The following is a 21,606-nucleotide window of genomic DNA, read 5'->3' as shown; positions in this document are numbered from 1 at the left end:
CTTACCTCACGACAAATTCAAAACTGGACTGATGGAAATCCATAATCCCTTCCGTCATGCGACGAATCATTTCCGGTGTGCTGCTGCAGAAACGCATGAAGTAGGGCGGCTCCGCGCGGCTTCGCATTCGGAAACTGAGTCGGTAACGTCCCGGTTGGCGAATGAGTTCGGCCGGGATTTTGTAGGGAACCGTTCGCGAGCCAAGCGCCGGAAGCGAGCGGCTTTCCATGCGAATGAACGGTGGGTGGTTAATCGTCGAGATCGGTTGTGCACCCGGACGGAGGAATGGAAGTTGATCGATGCTGACATTCACGGGCAGCGGCAACTCGCGGTCAGTCCCTTTCACACCCGTGATGAGGAACATCGTTTGCAAGTTGAAGAGTTGCCAATCGAATGGCGTTTTCTTGTGGCGAACGTAGAGCGAATGGATGTCGGCCAAGTCGCCGTTCGGGTCGAGGTAGCCAGTCTCCCAGAGTCGCTGACCATCTGGGCCGATCAGAACTACGTTGGCCCAAAGTTGCGGCTGCGCGCCGAGCGAGGCCGTTGGCAAGTTATGGCCGTCGTTGGTATTGATCACGGTGTAGCTGAACTTGAGGTCTTGCCCAAGTCGAGGTGGGTGTTTGAAGAAAGGGCCATCGATATGCGAGCCATTCTCGAGGACCGCTCGCCGAAGCTCGTTTTTGTGGGCGAGCTTCTTTTGGTTGTCTTCGACGATCTCTCGTGCATCCATGCGGTCGTCGACGTCGTCCCAGACTTTTGGGAAGCTGACATGAATGAGATTGTCATCCAGCGCGTCCTCAAACTCCTTTGTTCCCCAGCCCGCTCTCCAATCAAAGAGGAGCCACTCCTGCATCGTCCAACGCTGTGCCTTGGTATTCCAGGGAAAGATCCCAGGGTGAGCGATCGAGTAGCCGGGTCCGTAGAAGGTGTGGTTCGAATGTTTCCGATGCTCGTTGACCTTCTTCTTATTAACGATTGCGGCAGCGCCGACTTCATAGCCGCTGGCCACACCGGGAATGCGGCCCATGTGACAGTCCTGGCAACTCACACCTTTTTTGCAGGCGGGAGATGCGCGGTACTGTTCCCAAACGACTTCTAACTTGATGCCCGGATGCACAGCGACTTGGTGGCAAGTGGTGCAGAATTCGCTTTTGGCCAACTGAGGGAATCGAACACCCGCGCGATGAATCGGCTGCCCCGGTTTCTTATTGGCGGGGTCAACTTTTACTTTGTAATCATTCTTCTTTGCGATTACTTCGGCGACGCCGTGACCGCCGATGGAGCCGTACACCGGCGCGTAGATGTCGCCGGGAACGATGTGACGCTGACCGTTGGTCTTGCTGTACGCCTCGTTGATGCGATGGCAGGCGACGCAGGTAATCCCCTCACGGGCGACTTGGGGCTGGTCCCAAAGCGGCGTTGTGCGATCAATGTTTAGTGCCGTTCCTACAGGCGAGTGGCAGCGTAGGCAGAAGTAGCCGACCGTGCCGTGAGTAATGTCATTGATCGTCTGTTCAAACTTCTGAAACATTGGCGAGACCGCCGCGTACGCATGGCTCGAGATGCTCCATTCGTCGTAGATCTTCTCATGGCAAGTCTTGCACGATGCGGCCTCGGGATAAAGCGAATCGGCAACGAACTGGCAACGCTCTTGCTGGGTTTTTGGGCGCGTGTTCTGGCTTGCGTTGGCGTGGGGATTGGGGGTCGACTGCCTGGGTGGTGCGAAGAGTTGATTTGCGTTGTTGTTTGTCGTTGGTGGCGCAACCCCCAGCTTGCGCTGGGGGCTAGGGGATGCTTGCGCATGCGGCTCTCTCTCTTGTGTTGCACTAGGCCCTGGCGCAAGCCTGGGGTTGGCGTCGCCGCTCGGTTCAGGCGTCAACAAGTCATCGCGAGCATCGAGCAAACTTTCTGCATCATCTTTCGGCTCGGGATCCTTCGGCTGGGGAAGCTCTTCGAGACTCGGCGGATCAGCAGGTGCCGCCAGCAAGTCGTCGGTGTCGCCCAAGAGGTCGTCTTCCTCAAGAAGCGAGTCGTCGAACGAAGTCGCTTGGACTTGTGCGTCATTATGCGTTTCAACGGAAGGCAACTCTTCGAGGGTTGGCTCGGAGAGAAGTTCCGGCTCGCTCGCCAAAGTAATCCACCCAGGGCAGCCACCCTGGGCGAGCATCTCTTGCACCTTCAAGTTGAGCGCTGAGGGTTCTTTTGTCTCCGCCTGAGAAGACTCGGCCAGCGTCTCTACGGTGACCGGCGCAGTCGGAATCGTTCGCTCTGGTTTGTCGGGAGTGCAAAACCAGTACCCCAGCAGGCCGCAGCCCACGACAACGAGCAGCGCACTGGGCAGGAGATTTCCTGCACGGTTTTGTGAGTTCGCTCGCATAAGAGTGGCAGTTGAAGAGAGGCTCGACATGAGTCTTGCGGACGAGTCGACCGCATACTTCCTCACGCATCGAACCGTTGCCGGCGGTGAATTGAGCATTCCAGGAGCAACCGTTACAGCTTCCCACGCTAGCATTGGAAATGGGTCACTCTGACACAGTTCGCATCTCTCTCATCAAACGGTTAAAATCGAAAACATGCTAGCACTTCTTCAAAAGCTGCTGTGTTTCGGTTTTGTCTTTCTCGCACCACTTGATTTGAGTGCAGAGTCGGTCGAGTATGTCTCCGATTTTCTTGGCAACTACTGTTTGGAATGCCACTCAGGCGATGGGGCTGAAGCGGCGTTGGATTGGGAAACCTTCGAAGTCAGCACGCTGCTGAGCCGTTCAGATCGACCACTTTCTAAAGCGGAAAACCAGGCGTGGGAGAAAGCCGTGAAGCGGCTCCGCGCTCGACAGATGCCGCCGGCAGATGCGACGCGTCCCGACGAGTCGGAGTATGTCGAGGTGCTGAAGATTCTTGAAGAAGAACTCGACGGACGTGCCGAGCGAAGCCCGAAGCCAGGACGCACCGAGTCGGTTCGTCGGCTGACTCGCACCGAATACAAGAATGCAATTCGCGATCTCTTGCATCTCGACATCGAGGTTGAGCGGCTTTTACCGGTGGATCAAGAGAGTCACGGTTTCGATAACGTCACGGTGGGCGATCTCTCCCCGACGTTGTTGAATCGCTACATCTCTGCAGCGCAACAGATTAGCCGCATGGCGGTTGGCAGTCGTCATCGGGGAGTGGGGGGCGTGAACTTTCGGATCCCGCCGGATCGCACGCAGCTTACGCATCTCGAAGGCTTGCCGTTAGGGACGCGTGGCGGGGGCCTGTTCAAGCACACGTTTGCGAGGGCAGGGGAGTATGAGTTTCAGATCCGCCTCACCCGCGATCGCGACGAGTACATTGAAGGCTTGCAAGGGACGCACGACATCGACCTACTTATTGATCGCGAACTCGTGAAACGGTTTACCGTCGTGGCTCCCAAGAAAGGGAAGCAGGGATACCAACGTGATGACACGCTGATCGATGCGAACTTAAAAGTCCGTGTTCATGTGACTGCGGGCCCGCATGCGATCGGAGCGACGTTTCCGCAGACGTCGGCCGCGCTGCGCGAGATTAAACGGCAACCCTTTGACGCAAGTTACAATCGGCACCGGCATCCGCGACCGGAGCCGGCGATTTTTGAGATCGCCGTAACGGGGCCACTGGGGAAACCTGATGACGGCGAAGACGCAAGCGTTGCGGACAAGTTGCAGGAAGGTGAAACGCCGAGTCGCCAACGCTTGTTTGTTACTCGACCTAACGATCCTAGCAGCTCGATGGAAGCGGCTGCATGTGCTGAGAGGATTCTGCGCTCAGTTATCCGGCGTGCCTACCGACGCCCGGTTTCGGAAGATGATTTGAAGAAGCCAATGCAATTCTTCAAGGAAACATGGAAGCCGGGTGGTTTCGACGCGGGGATCGAATCAGCGCTGGCTGCTGTGTTGGTGAATCCGAATTTCTTCTTTCGCGTTGAGTCAGAGCCTGAAGAAGTAGCAGCAGGCGAACCTTACCAAGTCAGCGATGTCGAACTGGCCTCGCGTTTGTCGTTCTTTCTTTGGAGTAGCATCCCTGACGACGAGCTTTTGGATCTAGCTGAACAGAACCGATTGCATGAGCCTAATGTGCTTGGCGACCAAGTGCGGCGGATGTTGGCTGATGAAAGGGCAACGGCACTGGCGACGAACTTCGCTGATCAGTGGCTCTACTTACGCAACTTGGAGTCCTTCTCTCCTGACTTGCGCCGGTTTCCTGATTTCGATGACAACCTCCGCAAAGCGATGCGTCGTGAAACGCAGCTCCTGTTTGAATGTGTTCGAAGCGAAGACCGTAGCGTCCTCGACCTTCTGCAAGCGGACTTCACTTTCTTGAATGAACGACTCGCCAAGCACTATGGAGTGCCTGGGGTCCGGGGAGATTATTTCCGACGGGTAGAACTTGAGGACCGCTATCGACGCGGTGGACTGCTCAGGAATGGCAGTATTCTCGCGGTGACTTCTTACGCGACACGTACCTCCCCAACGATTCGCGGCAACTGGGTCTTGGAAAATCTGTTTGGCACCCCGGCACCACCCCCACCGCCGAACGTGCCGGCGTTGGAAGAGAAAACAACACTCGCCGAGCTCACTATTCGCGAGCGCTTGGCGGAGCATCGTGCCAATCCCCAGTGCGCGTCTTGCCACAACTTGATGGACCCGCTGGGCTTCGCACTCGAAAACTATGACGCGGTCGGTCGTTGGCGGGACTTTGAAGGCGAGGGAAAGATCGACTCTTCCGGTGCATTGCCAGACGGAACGGAGTTGGCAGGCGTCGCTGACATCGAAGCGGGCCTGCTGGCCCGCCCAGAAATGTTTGTGGGCACGTTAACCGAAAAGTTGCTAACCTATGCATTAGGCCGCGGCGCTGAACCTACCGATGGCCCCGCGATACGCGAGATTGTTCGGCAGGCAGCCGAGGAGGATTATCGCTTCTCATCGATTATCATGGGGATTGTCGAGAGTGTGCCTTTTCAGATGCGCGAAGCGATGGAGGTGGAATAAGTCTCACGCAAAGGCGCTAAGGCGCGAAGAGTAGTCACCATTAAGTAGTAAACCGTAGTGCACAAAATCGTATCCAAGTAACGCCTTTTCATCGATAGTGATTATTTCAAGCCGGAGCAGTATGTGACAAGTACATCTTAGCGTCTTTGCGCCTTTGCGTGAGACTCCTAAGTGTGCATCCTAGTCAAGGGATCGCATTATGATTGGAACTCAGAATTGCTTATCACGACGAACACTCCTTCGCGGCGCGGGCACCGCGTTGGCTTTACCGTTGCTCGACGCGATGGTGCCGGCGATGGCTTCGCTGAAGGAGACGGCTGCTGCGCCAAACAAGCTGCGGCGGTTGGGATATGTTTATATTCCGATGGGCTTTAATCCCAAGCAGTGGAAGCCGGCTGGCGTGAAGACTTCAGGCGACGCCGCCCTTGGTGAGCTTACACCAAGTCTCAAGTCACTCGCCGGCGTGAAGGATCAAGTGGCGGTCGTTACCGGGATGGAATTGCAGAACGCTTACCCAGGCTCGCACGCGACTTCCAATGCAGCGTTCTTGAGCGCGGCTCGCGCGAAGCGGACCGAGAGTGCGGATTACTATTTGGGAGCGACCGTTGATCAAATTGCCGTCGAACATATCGGTCAACAGACGCAGTTGCCCTCGCTCGAGTTGGCGATGGATCTGCTCAACAACATCGGCCAATGCGACAATGGTTACGCGTGCGTCTATCAGAACAACCTGTCGTGGGCTTCACCGACGACGCCGTTGCCTTCGGAAGCACATCCACGTTTGGTCTTCGAAACGCTTTTCGGTGAAGGGGATACGCCCGACCAACGACGCGCAGCGATCGCGGAGCGAGCGAGCTTGCTCGACTCGGTCACCGAAGAGATGAAGCGACTGAACTTGAAGCTCGGCGCGACAGACCGGAATCGCCTTGATGATTACTTCACGAGTATTCGCGAAGTCGAGCGACGTATCCAGCGTGCCGAGAGCAACGTCAAAGAAAACCCGTTGCCCGATCTCGACCGCCCCGTCGGTGTGCCCGCGGAGTATGCCGAGCATGCACGGCTGATGTTCGATCTGCAAGTCCTCGCCTTCCAAGGCGACATCACGCGAATTGTCACCTTTCAGTTGGCAAGAGAAGCAAGCACGCGTACTTACCCTGAGATCGGCGTCTCCGAGCCGCATCACCCGTTGACGCATCACGGGCACAACGAGGAGAAGCTCGCCAAGGTAGCGAAGATCAACGCGTTCCACGTCTCGTTGTTCGCAGAGTTCTTAGAAAAGCTCGCCGCCACACCCGAGGGGAACGGCACGCTGTTGGATCATTCGCTTTACCTTTACGGCAGCGGCATGGGCGACGGCGACGCCCATGATCACACCGACCTACCGATCCTCGTTGCCGGCGGAGCCGCTGGCAATATGCGTGGCGGACGGCACATCCACTACGATAAGCCAACCCCGCTAGCCAACCTGCACCTCACGCTCCTCAACAAAGCAGGCGTGCCGTTGGAGACGTTCGCCGACAGCGATGGGAAAGTCGAGGCGTTATTTGAGCCAGTAGCGATTTGAGTGATGAACGATCAATGATGAATAATGAATGCGTCCGTCACGGATTTCTTTGTGTCGTTTTGACATTCGCTTGCGTCTTCGCCGTAGGCGATTCAACTTGTGGGCAAGAAGTATCCGCTAAGCAGGGCCCGGCACTCGCCCAAGCCGCAGAGCAACGTGACTGGAACCTCATCGAGCCCCTCCTCCGCGAAGGCCACGATCCCAGCCTCACCCAACCCGATGGGATGACCGCGCTGCATTGGGCAGCGTATCACGGACATGTGCCGACGGTGGGCACGCTCGTTGCCACGGGTGTTGAGATTGATTCTCGCACACGTTACGGGGTGACGCCGCTTTCGATTGCCGCGCACGCCGGAGATGCGGAGTTGGTTGAGATCTTGCTTGGCGAGGGAGCCGAGGTGAACCGGAAACTTCCCAGCGGGGAAACGCCGCTCATGCTGGCGGCGCGGAGTGGTTCGCTGGAGACGCTTAGGCTTCTGATTGATGCGGGCGCGAAGGTGAAGGCTGCTGAGAAGCGTGGCCAGACGGCGCTGATGTGGGCGGCGGCGGAAGGGCATCTTGAGATCGCTCACGCGCTGCTCGACGCGGGAGCGGAGCGGGACCGCACGATTGGTAGCGGGTTTGATGCGCTGAAGTTCGCAGCGCGTGAAGGGAAGATCGAAGTGGCACTTGCGCTGATCAAGGCCGGCGCCGACGTAAATCATGCGATGGAGCCCAAGTGGGGTGGAGAACGGGCACCACGCAAAGGAATGACGGCATTGATGCTCGCCACTGAGAGCGGGCACTTTGAGCTTGCTTTGAAGCTCGTCGAACTGGGTGCTGATCCGAACGACCAACAGAGCGGGTTCACGCCGCTGCACGCCGTGAGTTGGGTGAGACGAACCAGTATCGGCGACAACCCGGCTGGCGATCCTCCCCCGCGAGGATCGGGGAGCGTCACCAGTCTGCAGTTCGTACGACGGCTTGTCGAAATGGGAGCTGACGTAAATGCGAGGCTTGAGCGAGGCCATTCCGCGGAAGCCGTGTTTTCCAACAAGGGAGCCACACCATTCTTGCTCGCTGCAAAAACCGTTGACATGCCGTTGATGAAGTTGCTGCTGGAATTGGGGGCCGATCCACTCGCAAAGAACGCTGACGAGAGCACCGCGCTTATGGCTTCGGCAGGGATCGGAGTGATTGCCGTTGGCGAAGAGCCGGGCACGGTCGACGAAGTGCTGGCCGCGATCGATTGGCTCGTCTCCTTAGGCGTCGATGTCAACGCTAAGGACAAACGAGGTCAAACGGCAATGCACGGAGCCGCCTATCGCAACTATCCCGAGGCGGTCACGCGACTCGCCAAGCACGGCGCGGACCCAAAGGTTTGGGACAAGAAAAATAAATACGGCCACACGCCGGAAATGATTGCCGCTGGGAAACGGCCCGGTTCCTTGAAGCCCTCGCCCCCGACGATTGCGGCTTTGGAAAAGGCGAAGCTTCAGTTTAGAGCCGCGAATTGATAGCTCGCTTTCATGTCATTCCGAAGGGAGGCTCGCCGACCGAGGAATCTGGTCAGCACAACTGTTGAGTCGTCATGCCAACCGTACTGCACGCCGGATTCCTCGGTCGCTGTCGCTCGGTCGGAATGACAGTTTAGTTGACTTACTCTTCATCCGTTCGAGTTTTCTCATAACAGAGCGGATCGCCTTGGAGGTTCCACTCGGTGATGTCGCCTTCGGTGCTGTGTTCGAGCACGATGCGTTTGGGCTCGGCTGATCGGATGACGAATGTGGTTTCTTCTTCCAACGCGAGGGCCAGGAGGCGTTTGTAGGCGGACTCAGGTTTGCCGCCGGTTAGCTTGAAAGTGATCGTTTCGTCTTCGACTCGCCAAGTGGTGTCGACGACCGTTTCGCCTGACCCGATCACCAATTTCTGCGTGCCATCGAGCTGGATGATTAGCTCGCCTACGCCGTCGGACTCTACCTTGAGATAACGCCGTCCTGAGTCGTCCTCGCGCGGCTTCTGTTTCCAAGTCCCTGGGCAAATCAGTGGCCCAGTCCGTTCGATGGACGTGTCACTGACCGATTCGGTTTCGACATTGGTCTGCGTCGTGGGAAGCTCTTCTTCGGTTTCAGATTCACTCTGCCATGGTCGAAAAAAGAGCACTCCCACCGAGGCGACGAGAACAACCGGGAGTGTGCGTTTCATCTTCATGGTGTGAAAGCTTCGAGGTGGTCTGGCCGGCTGTTCCGCAAACGACTTCCACGATTGTAGCGATCACTCCCTGCGAATCCCAGCACGATTTGGAGTGTAGAGGAGATACCACTCCCGAGTGCGATCAAGTAAAGGGTACCAATCAGACGAGCTAGGGTAAGCTCTTCGATCTTCTCATGCTGAGCAGAACCGCGGCTCCGGCAATGAGCGTCGCCAGCGTCGACGGTTCGGGGACTGATTGGGAAAACACGGTAGAGGCATCACGGTGAATCTGCCACTGCAGAAAATCACCTCCGCCGACTTGGTTGTCTGTGTCGCCGTCAGCACGTAAGTCGTCAGTCGCGTTATAGGTGGTTTGCCAGAGAGCCAAATCGGACGCGGTGACTTGGCCGTCGAGATCGTAGTCGAGCAAGATGTCATCGATCGCCGCTAAAGGTTGGGCGATTGAAATCGCGTTAAGCAGTATGCCGCCGCCAGTCACGGGATCGGCAGTCAGAGAAAGGACGGTTCCGGCGGTGAGGAACAACTCGTCTTGGCCGAGGATACCGAACTCCAAAAGGTGCTCCATCCCGTCGGCGTTCGCGGCAGCAAAGGTGAGTGAGTCCGCATCAAGTGTCAAGCCATTGTCGTCGTAGCCGGTGAGTCCGGTGAAAGGATTGTCACCAGAGACAAAACTGAGTGTGACCGTTTCCTCGCCGTTGGTGTTGAGCGCGTCAAGCAGCAGCGACTTTAAGAAGACGTCTTCATCGAACGAGAATTCAATCGTTTCAGGAGTGGTGTAGGAGCCGTTCACGCGACGACGCTGCGTGGCGGTGCCGGTGTCGAAGCTGGAAACGACTCCTACTCCGGTTGCATCCGCATCGAACTGAGCAGCGTTGCCACCAGCCGAAAGAAAAAGCGTGATGCCTAGCTTGTCGATCTGAGCCGAGGTGAGTCCGTGAAGACTGGTGTCGAGATCGAAGGTAACGGCAGGCAGGTGTTGCGGTGCAGGGACCGGACTGCCGTCGGCTCGCACTGTCGGGTACAACGCGCCGGTCTCGTCGAGCCAGTTGCGAAGTTCACGTGTCGCCCGCGCTGCCAGTTTGTATTGCAGCGGGGTGAGGTTGCCTTCGGCGAGGTCGTTCGTTTCGCCGAGATCGTTGTTCAGGTCATAAAGCTCGAAGGTGCGCTTCTCATAGAAGTACATCAACTTGTAACGGTTGGCTCCCGCGTCGAACATGGCTGTCGAGACAGGCACATTGGCACCCTGGTAACCGGGGAAGTGGAAGAAGACGGTGTCGCGCGAAAGTTCAGGTTCTTGACCAGAGAGCAGACCGACGAGCGACTCTCCATCGGTCGGATGCAATGAAGCGTTGGGAAGCGGAGCTGAGCCGAAATCGGCAAAGGTGGGATAAAAGTCGACCGCGTGAACCGGTTCATCCGAAGCGCTACCGGCTGCAATCGTACCTGGTCCCCACGCGATCAGAGGCACGCGGAGGCCACCTTCATACTGCGAACCCTTTCCCGAACGGAGTGGGGTGTTGTCGGTCACACCACTAAAACCACCGTTGTCGCCGTAGAAAAACACCACGGTGTTCTCAGCAATACTATCCGATTGGTCACCGTTGCCGTCTGGGTCTTGCACGAAATCAATGATGCGAGCAATCGCCTGATCCATTCCTTCCAGCAACCCGGCGTAGGCGGGATCGTCGTGCCGCGGGTCGGGAGATACACCGCCGTTGCTAGAAAGAATGTCGTTGTACTTTGTGTGAAGATCAGGCCGAGACTCGATCGGTGTATGGACGGCGTTGAATGCGACATTCATGTAAAACGGTTCGCTCGAGCTGGCGAGTTGGGTTTCCATAAAGTCAATCGCCGCGTCGGCCATCGCATCGGTCAGGTGCTTGTCGGTACCCACGAGTGAATCTACATTAGTGCCGTTGGCATAAGGTTTGAGGTTCGTATCCACGTAGGCTTGCGTGTAAGGCGTGGCATAGGGGTCGAGTCCTGAGCTGATCGAGTTGCCGAATTGGCCTCCTGCGGCAAAGTAGCTTCCCGGTCCACCTGTCGTACTGCCGCCGAAGTTGAAATCGTAGCCGTGCTGGCTTGTGATCTGCATGGCGTTTTGGGTTGTGTGAAACTTGCCAAAATGAGCCGTCGTGTAGCCAGCCGACTGGAGGGTCTCGCCGATGGTCGTGGCGGCAGGGTCAATGATTCCGTTGTTCGCTGCTCCGACGAGCAGGTCGTTCTCATTTCCTGAGATATCTACCCCTACGTTGTAAACACCGGTCCGCGTTGCGTATTGTCCGGTGAGCATTGCGACTCGCGTGGGAACGCAGGTTTGCACGGCATAGGCGCTGGTGAAACTCATGCCGCCTGCAGCTAGCGAGTCGATGTTTGGTGTCTGATAGAAGTCGGAGCCGTTGCCGTAGCTTGTGGCACCCGTGCCCAAGTCGGTCCAGCCTAAATCATCTGCCACGATGTGAATGATGTTCGGCTGTGCGTTAGCCAGCGGACAGGTGGCGCATATCGCGAGCGCGAGCAGCAACGGCGCGCAAAGCGGGTAGAGGGCTCCTCGTCTCAAGATGTTGTTCCCGGTGGCATGAAGAGGTTGGATTTCGTGCGAACTACCTATTGTACACCAGGCGTGCGGATAAGTTTCGCAGGATATCGCTGGTTGCGAGAACAGTTTCGATGGTCGTTTGCTTGACCTTCAGGGCCTGCTTAGAATGCAGGAAAACTAACCTCCTCGAAATCGCGGTTTTCTACTGCTAGCTCGCTGCTTGATGACGAAGTTTTCTGCCTCCTTCGCTCTACCGCTCCTCGGACTGTGTTTGCTGCTTGGTGGATCGGCCTGGGCTGAAGATTCATTGCCTCTAGAGGGAGTGCTTCGCGTCAGCCTTGATGACGAACCCTCCTACGCGGAGATCGAGTTAGCCACTGACGGTTGGAATACAGCAAACTTCCCGGGGGTGTGGCCGGTGCCCAGGGAGCGTGGCGGTTTTCAGGCGCTTTGGGGGCGATTTGAGTTTCAGGTGCCGCTGGATTTTTCTACTCAAGGGATGGGGCTCTCCTTGGGCGTTGTTTATCGTAACGACCAAGTCTTTCTCAATGGTCAGCCGATTGGAAGCACGGGCGAGATTGGTTGGGGAAAGCCTCTACTAGATCCCACCGTACGCGTGTATCCGATTCCTGAGGGGCTGCTCATTCCCGGTGAGCAAAACGTGCTGAGCATGCGAGTGCAGCGATCGGTGGGTGAAGCAATTGAAGTGGTCGGGCCAGTCACAATCGGGCCGTACGAGCAATTGCTGCAACGGATGCGCCCTGAAGAACGGTTCTATCGAGTCGTCCGCGGGATCGATCTGGGTGTTTCGGCGGTGTTCGTCTTGGCGGCACTGATTCTTTGGGTGTTGATCAAAGAGCGCGACGTGTTGGCACTTTTCGTTTCTGAGGTATTGCTGTTCTGTTCGCCTCTCAATTTAACGCTTGCGAATTTCTATGAAGGCAAGGGAGAGACAATCTCGCTGCTGAATCGCATTCTCGGCGTGACTGCCGGGGTGCTTTCGACCGTGGCGTTGTTGATCTATGTTGTCTTGCTTTTTCGACAACGCATGCCGAAGTGGACTTGGGTTTGTGTCGCCCCTTGTGTGGCGGTGTTGACCATTCGCTGGATTTTCCCCGAGTCGTTCGTTGGCCCTTCAACGGCACTGGGCGTGGGATTAACGATCGCGTCGCGGACCAGTTCGATGCTGGTGTTGATCATGATGACCACGGTGGTTGGCATTGCCGTGTATCGGAGGAAGCCGGGGTCGATCCCCGTCGCGACGGGCCTGGCAACGGTGATTTGGCTCGCGGCACAATACCCTTTGGATACGCCGTGGCTTTCGCCGAACGGTCTGTGGCGTTGGCTGTTTCCACTCTCGATGATGTGGATTTTTCGGTTCAGCATGTTGCTGGGTGCCGTTTCCTCCTACCACAGCGCCCAGCGGAACGTGAATCAGCTCTCGCAACGAGTTCTCTCCGCGCAAGAGCAAGAACGTCAACGTCTTTCGCGAGAGTTGCATGACGGTGTCGCGCAATCTCTGCAGGCTTCGCGGCTTGAAGCGCAACGGCTTAGTCAGAAAGCTTCGGACGCTTCTCCGGAACTTGCCGAGAGCGTTCAATCGCTTGCCGAAGGACTTGGCCAAGCGACTGAGGAGCTGCGCGATGTGTCGCACGATCTTCAGCCGACGTTTTTGTTCGATCGAACCTTGGGCGAATCAATCCGCTGGTATGCGGAGCAACTGAGCCATCGGGTCGGGCTCAGAACGGAAGTCAATGCTCCCGAAGATCGCGACGTGCCTAGCTCGATGAAGTCGCACCTATACCGAATTGTGCAAGAAGCGCTGACCAACGCCTTCCGACACGGCGAGGCGAAGCAGGCGTGGGTCACGTTGCAGCCTTTGCCCGCGGGTTGGGGACTTCGGATCGAAGACAACGGCAGCGGCTTTTCTGAAGGTCATGAATCGTCCGAGGAGCAGGGGCCATCGGCAGGACAGGGGCTGTTGAACATTCGCGACCGGGCGATGTTGCTGGGCGGGATGAGCCGGATTCGTCGTCGCGAACCACGGGGCGTCGTGGTCGAGGTAGATTTACCGCTGACGATTTGATAAGACTTGTCCGTGGCAACTGCTTCCAACCACCCGCCGTCGATTCGCGTTGTTCTCGTCGAAGATCACGCCATGTTTCGGCAAGGGCTGGTCGCGTTATTCAACGATCAGCCCAACTTGGAAGTCGTGGGTGAAGCGGTCAGTGCTGAGGAGGGGATCTCGCTCCTGATGGATCTCAAGCCTGACGTCGCTGTGATTGATTTGCGATTAGAGGGGAAATCGGGAATCGAACTGCTGAAAGAGTGGCGCAAGGCGGAGCCTACCTCCGCGGCGGTTATCCTCACCAGCAGCCGCAAGCCCGAACACGCCGTAAGTGCTGCGGAGGCCGGAGCGTTGGGTTATGTGCTCAAGGACGAGGTGTTTGCTGACCTAACGCGGGCCGTTGAGGAGGCTTATCAGGGGCGGCGATTTTACAGCGCGGGTGTCTCGAACCTTTTGGTTGGTCACCAAGTCGAGCCCGCTCCCAGCCTTTCCGCACGCGAATTGGAAGTGCTCAACGCCGTTGCCAATGGCGACACGAACAAGCGCATCGCTTCTAAGCTGGGCATTAGCGTGAAGACGGTCGAGTCGCATCGCTCGAACATCATGCGCAAACTCGAGGTGGGCAGTGTGGCTGAATTGGTCCGTACGGCGATTGATCTTGAGCTGATTGACTCGCAATAGTCGCACTTCACTTGCTGATTCTCGACAGGTGAACAAGCGCCCATCAGGGCAATTGCCCACGTGCTTAGGCGGCTGTTCCTGATTTCCCACGGGTTGCTGCGAGAAAGAATGGTTCAATCAGCCAGCTTCTCGTGTAATTCACTGCGTGAGATTCTTGGCTGAGATGTCAGCTTACTCCCAATGCACAACTTGGCACCGAGAAGAATCATGCTTAAACAAATTAGTGCAACCCTCATCGTCGGACTTTTGACGGCTCAAACCGTTTTGGCAACGGGGACTCCCGGTCCTCTCGACGACGGGATCTTCGACTACAGCAGCGACGACTTTCTCCCCTTCAACTTTAGCGCAGGTACGCAACTCACCTACGCGATGTTTGAATCGGGGCAGTTCGACGAAACGACGACCGGACTGAACGGCTTTACTTTGCCCTCGGATCAAGTCGAACCGATTCCCGGTTTTACTTCAGGGCAGGAAGTTCCTCTCGGTGGTCAGGGCCTCTCGGATCTCTTCCCTGACAACGTTCCCTTCACGATCAACGACATGTGGGCAGACAACAGCATCAGCGGCGTTGGGAACTTCCAGGACGGGTTCACTGAGTTCTCTACTCACCAACGCAAAGTGACCGATATCGGACAGCCGGATGGACCGTTCATCGACGGGCAAGCGATTGCTAAGAACTATACGCCGTTTGAGATCAACGACGTTGACGATCAAACGATTGTGAATCTGGATATCCACTTGGATAGCTTGGTGAACTTCTCCGGCGACGCGTTCCTCAGCGAAGGAGTTAGCATCCAACTAATCAATGTGACCGATCCTGAAAACCCAACACTGATGACTGAGGTAAGCGGTTTCTACTTCACCGATGAAGTCGGGGGAGTCACGGGAATCTTCACGATGGGGGATAACGACCTGAGCGACAACTTTACCGTGACGCCCACAGGCAGCGGCCCCACGGGTCAGCAGGAAGCAGTTTTCTCGTATCAGATGGACATCCCGCTCGATCCGAATAACACCTATGGCGTTGCAGTGATCGGCGACGCGAGTACAGGCGCAAGCGGGACAGGCACCTCGTACATCGACAGCAGTAACACGCTCGATGTCGCAATTCGCGTACTCGACACAGGCGCTCGGCTAACGATTCCAGGGTTTACCGGAATCCCCGAGCCCGCGACGGGAACTTTGCTTCTTGTCCTATGTTCCGGTCTCGTTGCTTCTCGACGAATTGGCCGAAGTCGCTTCGTAGATCGAGGAGTCGCTAGCCACAGATCAATCTAAAGTGACTTGAATTGACAACTTCCGCGCGGCTTGACGCGATTGATCTCTCCTTCCGACTAGCGAGACCTACACATGACTCAACCAACTTCCCGTTCCATCTTCGTTCTTTTGGCGTTCGCCTTTACCTGCGGCCAGTGTGATACCAGCTTTGCACTCAGCACCAGTTTCTCTTCGGTTGATCTGGATTTGGAGGATCCGTCAACAGGGAATAACCGTTTCGAGACGCTCTTCCAGATCACCGAGCCCGGACTTGGGGTCGATATCGAGGGTGGGCCCGTCACCGTCGATTACATTGACGAGAACCAGACGGGCATCCAAGTCGATTTGGATATCGACTTCTCCGACCTCGACAATCCATTTGCCAGCAGCATTGAATTCGTTGGCGAGCCGGGTGATATTTCGCACGTGTTCACCGGCGGTGCGATTGAGGTCTTGTTCAACAACGGGCTCATCAGTATCGATGCTGATGTCGTCCCCAACGGCATCAAGGGTTTCTTGCGTACGCAAGGGGGACCGATTGCTGTGAACCCGGACGGATCGTTCGAGTCTGGAAATACGAATCTGGTCGCTCGACAGGGGACGGTTGATATCGACGGAACGCTCACCTCGTTCCTGGGGGCCGTCCCCATTGACGAGACCTTTAGTCTGGCCGACACGCCGGTCGATCAATTCAACGATTCCATTTCGACGGGGGTCGTCAACGATGTGCAAATTGACTTCGTGGGAATCGATGGGGACGAACGCGTTTATAGCGTTGCGGTGACCACCCTCCTAGAAAACACCCAACTTCCGTTTGACGACAACGGGTTCAATCTGATCATCGACATCACGGGCACCTTTCGGGGAGTCGGTGAGATTCGGATTGCCGCCGTCCCCGAACCCGCGTCAGCAACCTGCTTGCTGCTGACGATGACCGGTGCTGCCGTACTCCGACGCCGTCGACAGTGACTCGCCGGGTGAATTCGCGCTCCGCAGCGCAGGATCAACAGACGTCGCTCATCAGCGAACTCCAAGCGAAGCCAATCTGCCCGGCATCCTATAGCGGGTAGGTTGGCTTTGATCTTTGCTGGATTCCCGTGTCACGGCCAAAGTCATGCTTCGCGGGTGAAAATCGCCGCTTTCGTTGGCACTTTCGAGTCCGAAACGACCGATTCGGCGCGTAGTACCTCCCGTGGTGGGCTAGAACGCCCCAGTTGTTTACTGCGGGCGGTTTACCACCTAAATTGGTGACGTGGTTACGAGGGAATTCTGTACCCAAGCATCTGTAACTAAGTGAGGGTCGAGTACAAAAAAACTCGACTATGCCACAATGCACTACGCCACAAAGCTCTCTGGATAACTTTCTCTTGAAAAAGGCATGACTATGAAGCCTTGCGTCAACTTTGGGATCAGCGCAGCTCTCGCAATATCGATTCTGTCCGTAACGGCTAAAGCATCTGACTTATCGGTCACGGGCGAACTGCAGCAGTGGCATAAAGTGACGCTGACACTCGCCGGTCCTGAGGCCTCAGAAGAGGGCGATCCGAATCCGTTTCTCGATTTTCGTCTGCAGGTGAAATTCCACCACGCGGAATCAGGGCTGACTTACAACGTACCGGGCTATTTCGCAGCGGACGGTGATGCGGCCAATACTTCGGCCAGTACAGGGAACAAGTGGCGTGCGCACCTCGCGCCCGACCACGCTGGCGAGTGGACCTACGAAGTTTCGTTTCGAGCAGGACCGAGCGTTGCCATTTCTGACGATGCCGGCCCAGGATCAGCCGTCGAAGGCGTTGACGGACTGAAGGGGACTTTCAAGATTGAAGCGACCGATAAAAAGGGTCGCGATCTGCGTGGCAAAGGTCGCCTCGATTACGTCGGAAAGCATCATCTGCAGTTTGCCGGTACGGGAGAGTTCTTTCTGAAAGCTGGTGCCGACGCGCCGGAGAACTTCCTTGCTTATGAGGAGTTCGATGGCGATTTCAAAACCGACGGCCATAAAGATCAGCTCGTCAAGAACTGGGGACCCCATATTAAAGATTGGCAACCGGGAGATCCCACATGGCAGGAGGGGAAAGGGAAAGGAATCATCGGAGCAATCAACTATCTCGCGTCGCAAGGTTTAAATGTGTTCTCATTCATCACGCTCAACATCATCGGCGACGACCGCAACGTGTTTCCCTATACGAACTATGATGAGCGGATGCGAATTGATTGCTCGCGAATGGATCAGTGGGAGATCGTCTTCAGCCACGGCCAGAAGATGGGTATGTACCTGCACTTCAAGACGCAGGAAGCAGAGAACGTGAATCTCTTGGACAACGGCGAACTGGGTCCGCAGCGAAAGCTGTATTACCGAGAACTCATCGCCCGGTTCGGACATCACTTAGCTTTGAACTGGAACCTTGGCGAAGAGGTCGGACTTGGGCACAAGGTCAGCACCGAGAAAAAGGTCGCCTGGAGTAACTATTTCTGGACGCATGATCCGTATCGACACCATCAGGTCATTCATAACGGCAACAACCACTACGATATGCTGGGCGACGCCTCGAAGCTGACCGGATTCTCGCTGCAGACAAGCCAGCCGGACTTTAGCCATGTGCATGGAAGCACGTTACGGTATCTCAACAAGTCTGTTCAGGCGGGTAAGCCTTGGGTCGTGGCTTGTGACGAGCCCGGTGATGCTCAACATTCCTTGGTGACCGACGCGGAAAACCCAACCCACGACAACGCACGCAAGAATGCCTTGTGGGGGAACCTAATGGCTGGTGGTGCGGGGGTCGAGTGGTACTTCGGCTACAAGCATCCCCATAGCGATCTGACCTGCCAGGACTTCCGCGTGCGAGAGAACATGTGGACGCAAAGCCGCCTTGCCTTGCAGTTCTTCAAAGATCACGAGATTCCTTTTTGGAAGATGAAGAACGCGAACAAGAAGCTCTCAACCAAGAACGCTTATTGCTTGCAGGAGCCTGGCAAGCTGTACTTGGTTTTTCGTAAGGAGCAGGGTGATCTCTCGCTCGATCTCACAGGTGCCGAAGGCGCGTTCAGCGTCGAGTGGTTCAACCCGCGCGAAGGCGGGCCTTTGGCGTCTGATTCTGTGAAAGAAGTGAAAGGCGGCGGCCAAGTCGACCTTGGCAACCCGCCAAGCGAACCAGAGCAAGACTGGCTGGCTGTGGTTCGGATCAGTGAGCCATCGAAGAACTAGAGGTTGCTTCAGGTCTTCATTTACCCGTGGCGAGCGTTCGCTTTGTCGGATTACTTGCGATTACGTGCGGTTCTTTGTCTGGCTTCGAGCTAACAGTAACAGAATTAGACTGGTAGCGAAGCAAATAGAGTTCGGCTCTGGTACCGATTGTGTAGCCGAGAGTGACTGGTTGGTTATACCGTAGTTGTTTTGCCAAGCTGCTAATCCTGCTGCTGTGGCATCGTCGCGTTGCCAGGCGAGGAAATCTGACCCCCCCACATTTCCATCGGCATCAAAGTCGCCGTAGGACTGTGGGATAGCAGCCTGATTTGAAACGAAGATGCCTTGGCTTCCATCGGTGAAGCTTGCGTGAAACACCAGTTGGCCTAAATCATTAAAGCCGCTTGCCTTACCATCTTCATTACCTGTCTCTCGTACGAAGTTCAGTGAGAAGACAGTCCGCAAATCGACGCCTGGACCATCATTAACGTCGATCGTATCGCCCTCACGAGCTACTAGTTGCAAGTCACCTGACGGATCTTCTGCCCATATGCCAATATCGTTGCTACCGTCTACGCCGTTTCCAGACAGTGCCGCCATGATGGCAGTCTGTCCATTGCCATTAAACGCCGGGGCAAAAAAAGTATCGAGCCCAGCAGCAACACCCTCGAAGCCCGCAAAAACGACACCTTCATTGGTTCCTGGAGCTTGTTTGCCACTGAGGGCAACGAGCCGCAGGCCATCTTCTCCTCCGCTCCATACGCCTTGTGGGTTTCCAGTCCCGGTCGTCGAATTTAGAAATGCTATCTCGTTTCTTCCGTTGATGACAGTCGGAAAAGGGAAGCCAAGGAAACTATCGCCCGTTCCAGGTGCCGCGTCGCCAGTAGTGGTGATGTTGGTTACGCCGCTGCTGTCTCCTACAAACTGAGTGCGAGGCATGAACGCTTGGAAAATGAAAGCAACTTGGTCGTTGTTGTTGGACGCAATCGTAGGCACATACGTGTCCAAGGGTTGGCTTTTTCGAGAAACCAATTTGAGCCCATTTGTTCCCTCTTCGCTCCAAATACCAATGTTGTTGGTACTGTCGATACCTGGACCTTCAAGGGCTCCAAGAAACGAGCTGTTGCCGTTGTCATTAAATGAAAAAACAGATCCACCAAAGTTAAAGCCTGCACCAAAAGTAACCCCCGTTTCAACATCTGGAGCTGGGCTTCCCGCTCGTGCCACAAGAGCTAGGTCGCTACCGTTTCGGTCACTCCACAGACCCACATTATGGGTACTTTGTGTCGCTAACTGGCCAAGGATAGCTGTCTCGCCCGCGTCATTAAACCTTATGTTGATAAAGCTGAAGAACTTTTCAGCATCCCCAGTGCCAGGAGCAATCGAATCTGCTCTAGCAACCAGCTTTAGCTCGCTACCATTCTCTTGGCTCCAAATGCCACGTTGGCTACTCGAAGTAACATCGGTGCCCATCAAATCTGCTTCGAAGGCGACTTGTCCTTGGTTGTTGAGAATGTACCGCTGAATCTCGCGGAATTCGACGCCGGTGGCAGTTCCAGGCGCGTCGTCGCCTTTCAATGCGACTGCCAAGGTGTTACCTGCAACATCTCTCGTCCATAATCCACTCTCCCCAGAGCCATTCCCTGCAAAAACATCGAAAGCTACCAGCCCTTGATTGTTGATTTGCGGTCTATTGCCAAAAGAGGAAATATCGTTTGCAAGCCCGGGCAAGGAGTCGTCGCTGAGGATCACCGTCCTGGTGCTGCAAAGCGCGGCATTTTGAAACGTTGATATGCTAAATATCAGGAAAAATACGAAGCGGCTATTCATCCAGGTGTCTCGAAAAAAGAATGTATTGAGAAATCATTTTAACCAGCTCTTGGAAGCTAATCCAGCATTGCCAATCTCTCTCCAATAGAATTTTTGCATGGTAGGGACGGCCAAAAAATACGGTGGCTGACTTTCCCACTTCTGACCCTTTTCCGGAAAGATTCGAACGCAGAGGACTAGAATCCTCGGCGTTTGTTTATTGGCATGATGCTAATGCCAAGCATCGTTTCCCGGAGGGTTTCAAAGACGCCGGGTGCCACTGCTGGCTTGTCGCGGCTGATTAGCTGGATCGGTATCACCCCTCTGCACAGGCTGCTTTCAACTCACCCGTTTGTAGTTGACCAGCAGTGCTTTCTCAGGGTACAGCATCACTCGTTGGCATTCCGGTAGCTGCACTGCTGGTAGTAGGCAGCGTGGGCACGATTGCCATACCGAATAATTGCTTTCGATCCCATATAAAGGGCTATCTGAAACAAGCCAGCAGTGTCACCCTTCTCCAGGTGTTCACTCTAAGTATCGATCAACGCTCAACAGCGTTTCACCAATCGATTCCCGGATCACCTCATCGGCAAGGTGATCGAGCGGAGTGCTGTCGCGATTGATAATCACCAGTCGGCTGCCGCTTCGCGTGGCGAGGGCTGGTAAGTCGGCTGCCGGCGAGACAACCAGCGACGAGCCGATTGCCAAGAAAAGATCAGCTTGGCGGGACCAAGCGGCAGACTGCTGAAACACCTCAACCGGCAGCGATTGACCGAAGGAGACCGTCGCATGTTTGAGCCGCCCTTTCGCGCAATCGCGACAAGCAGGAACGCGATCCGTTTTGAGAAATTCATCCACGAGGGGGGCCGCGTCGTACCGCGCGCCACAGTCCTGGCATTGAACTTGTCGGGCGGTTCCGTGCAACTCGAGAGTCGCCTGATTGCCGGCCAGTTGGTGCAAACCGTCAATGTTCTGGGTGATGACTCCGCGAATCAAACCGAGCCGTTCCCATTTGGCGAGGGTCTTATGGCCGTCGTTGGGCTGTGCGTCGGCAAACTCTTGATGCCCCTCGGCCTTCTGCCGCCAATACTCGTGCCGTGCGTCGGCATCGGCTAGAAACTCGTCGTAGTAGACGGTCCGATACTTCGACCAGACCCCGCCGGGCGAGCGAAAGTCAGGGATGCCGCTCTCCGTGCTGATCCCTGCTCCCGTAAACACAACGGCATGCTCGGCCTCTTTCAGCCACTGAGCAATCTTCTCGGCGACAGGATCGAGATGCTCTTTCATTGCTGCTTGTATGATCGAATT

At 55.9% G+C, this 21,606-nt stretch carries 13 protein-coding genes; 8 read left to right on the top strand and 5 right to left on the bottom strand.

The genetic code is table 11. From position 1 onward, the window contains the following. Position 1: 1 nt before the first annotated feature. Positions 2-2,377: a multiheme c-type cytochrome gene (locus tag RIB44_14635; GenBank protein ID MEQ8617806.1), complete on the bottom strand. Its 2,376-nt coding sequence runs from the start codon at positions 2,375-2,377 to the stop codon at positions 2-4. Between the two features lie 196 nt (positions 2,378-2,573). Between RIB44_14635 and RIB44_14630 the strand changes: the two genes are divergently transcribed. The 3 genes from RIB44_14630 (at position 2,574) to RIB44_14620 (ending at position 8,063) form a co-directional block, all read left to right on the top strand. Then, entirely contained in the window at positions 2,574-5,003 is a 2,430-nt protein-coding gene (locus tag RIB44_14630) for a DUF1592 domain-containing protein (protein ID MEQ8617805.1), read from the top strand. A 199-nt stretch (positions 5,004-5,202) separates the two neighbouring features. Further along, positions 5,203-6,567, top strand: coding sequence for a DUF1552 domain-containing protein (locus RIB44_14625; GenBank protein MEQ8617804.1), 1,365 nt, complete (start codon positions 5,203-5,205; stop codon positions 6,565-6,567). Between the two features lie 17 nt (positions 6,568-6,584). Further along, positions 6,585-8,063 (top strand): ankyrin repeat domain-containing protein, encoded by a 1,479-nt coding sequence (locus RIB44_14620; GenBank protein MEQ8617803.1) that lies wholly within the window; start codon positions 6,585-6,587, stop codon positions 8,061-8,063. A 142-nt stretch (positions 8,064-8,205) separates the two neighbouring features. Here the strand turns inward: RIB44_14620 and RIB44_14615 are convergent, their stop codons facing one another. Then, positions 8,206-8,757 carry a hypothetical protein gene (locus tag RIB44_14615; GenBank protein MEQ8617802.1) on the bottom strand — a complete coding sequence of 184 codons (552 nt, stop codon included), beginning with the start codon at positions 8,755-8,757 and terminating at the stop codon, positions 8,206-8,208. Between the two features lie 151 nt (positions 8,758-8,908). Continuing rightward, on the bottom strand, positions 8,909-11,284 hold the full coding sequence (locus RIB44_14610; GenBank protein MEQ8617801.1) for a sulfatase: 2,376 nt from the start codon (positions 11,282-11,284) through the stop codon (positions 8,909-8,911). 238 nt (positions 11,285-11,522) lie between these two features. Between RIB44_14610 and RIB44_14605 the strand changes: the two genes are divergently transcribed. From RIB44_14605 to RIB44_14585, 5 genes are all read left to right on the top strand, one after another. Continuing rightward, positions 11,523-13,385, top strand: a complete 1,863-nt coding sequence (locus RIB44_14605) for a histidine kinase (GenBank protein MEQ8617800.1) — start codon at positions 11,523-11,525, stop codon at positions 13,383-13,385. Between the two features lie 12 nt (positions 13,386-13,397). After that, the gene (locus RIB44_14600) at positions 13,398-14,048 is read left to right on the top strand and encodes a response regulator transcription factor (GenBank protein ID MEQ8617799.1); all 651 of its coding nucleotides are present in this window, start codon (positions 13,398-13,400) and stop codon (positions 14,046-14,048) included. A 207-nt stretch (positions 14,049-14,255) separates the two neighbouring features. Next, positions 14,256-15,326 carry a hypothetical protein gene (locus RIB44_14595; protein ID MEQ8617798.1) on the top strand — a complete coding sequence of 357 codons (1,071 nt, stop codon included), beginning with the start codon at positions 14,256-14,258 and terminating at the stop codon, positions 15,324-15,326. A gap of 72 nt (positions 15,327-15,398) precedes the next feature. Then, the gene (locus RIB44_14590; protein MEQ8617797.1) at positions 15,399-16,274 is read left to right on the top strand and encodes a PEP-CTERM sorting domain-containing protein; all 876 of its coding nucleotides are present in this window, start codon (positions 15,399-15,401) and stop codon (positions 16,272-16,274) included. Positions 16,275-16,689: 415 nt separating this feature from the next. Beyond that, a complete protein-coding gene (locus RIB44_14585; protein ID MEQ8617796.1) occupies positions 16,690-18,510 on the top strand; it encodes a DUF5060 domain-containing protein in 1,821 nt (606 codons plus the stop codon). Positions 18,511-18,570: 60 nt separating this feature from the next. Here RIB44_14585 and RIB44_14580 read toward each other — a convergent pair whose 3' ends face one another. Together RIB44_14580 and RIB44_14575 are read right to left on the bottom strand one after the other, a co-directional pair. Then, positions 18,571-20,079, bottom strand: coding sequence for a hypothetical protein (locus RIB44_14580; GenBank protein ID MEQ8617795.1), 1,509 nt, complete (start codon positions 20,077-20,079; stop codon positions 18,571-18,573). A 744-nt stretch (positions 20,080-20,823) separates the two neighbouring features. Then, on the bottom strand, positions 20,824-21,585 hold the full coding sequence (locus RIB44_14575) for an NAD-dependent deacylase (GenBank protein ID MEQ8617794.1): 762 nt from the start codon (positions 21,583-21,585) through the stop codon (positions 20,824-20,826). Positions 21,586-21,606 lie beyond the last annotated feature (21 nt).

This window comes from Lacipirellulaceae bacterium (assembly GCA_040218535.1).
In the GTDB taxonomy this organism is placed as follows: Bacteria; Planctomycetota; Planctomycetia; order Pirellulales; family Lacipirellulaceae; genus Adhaeretor.
Note: the sequence above shows the minus strand (reverse complement) of the source record. Positions and strands in the feature narration are given on the sequence as shown.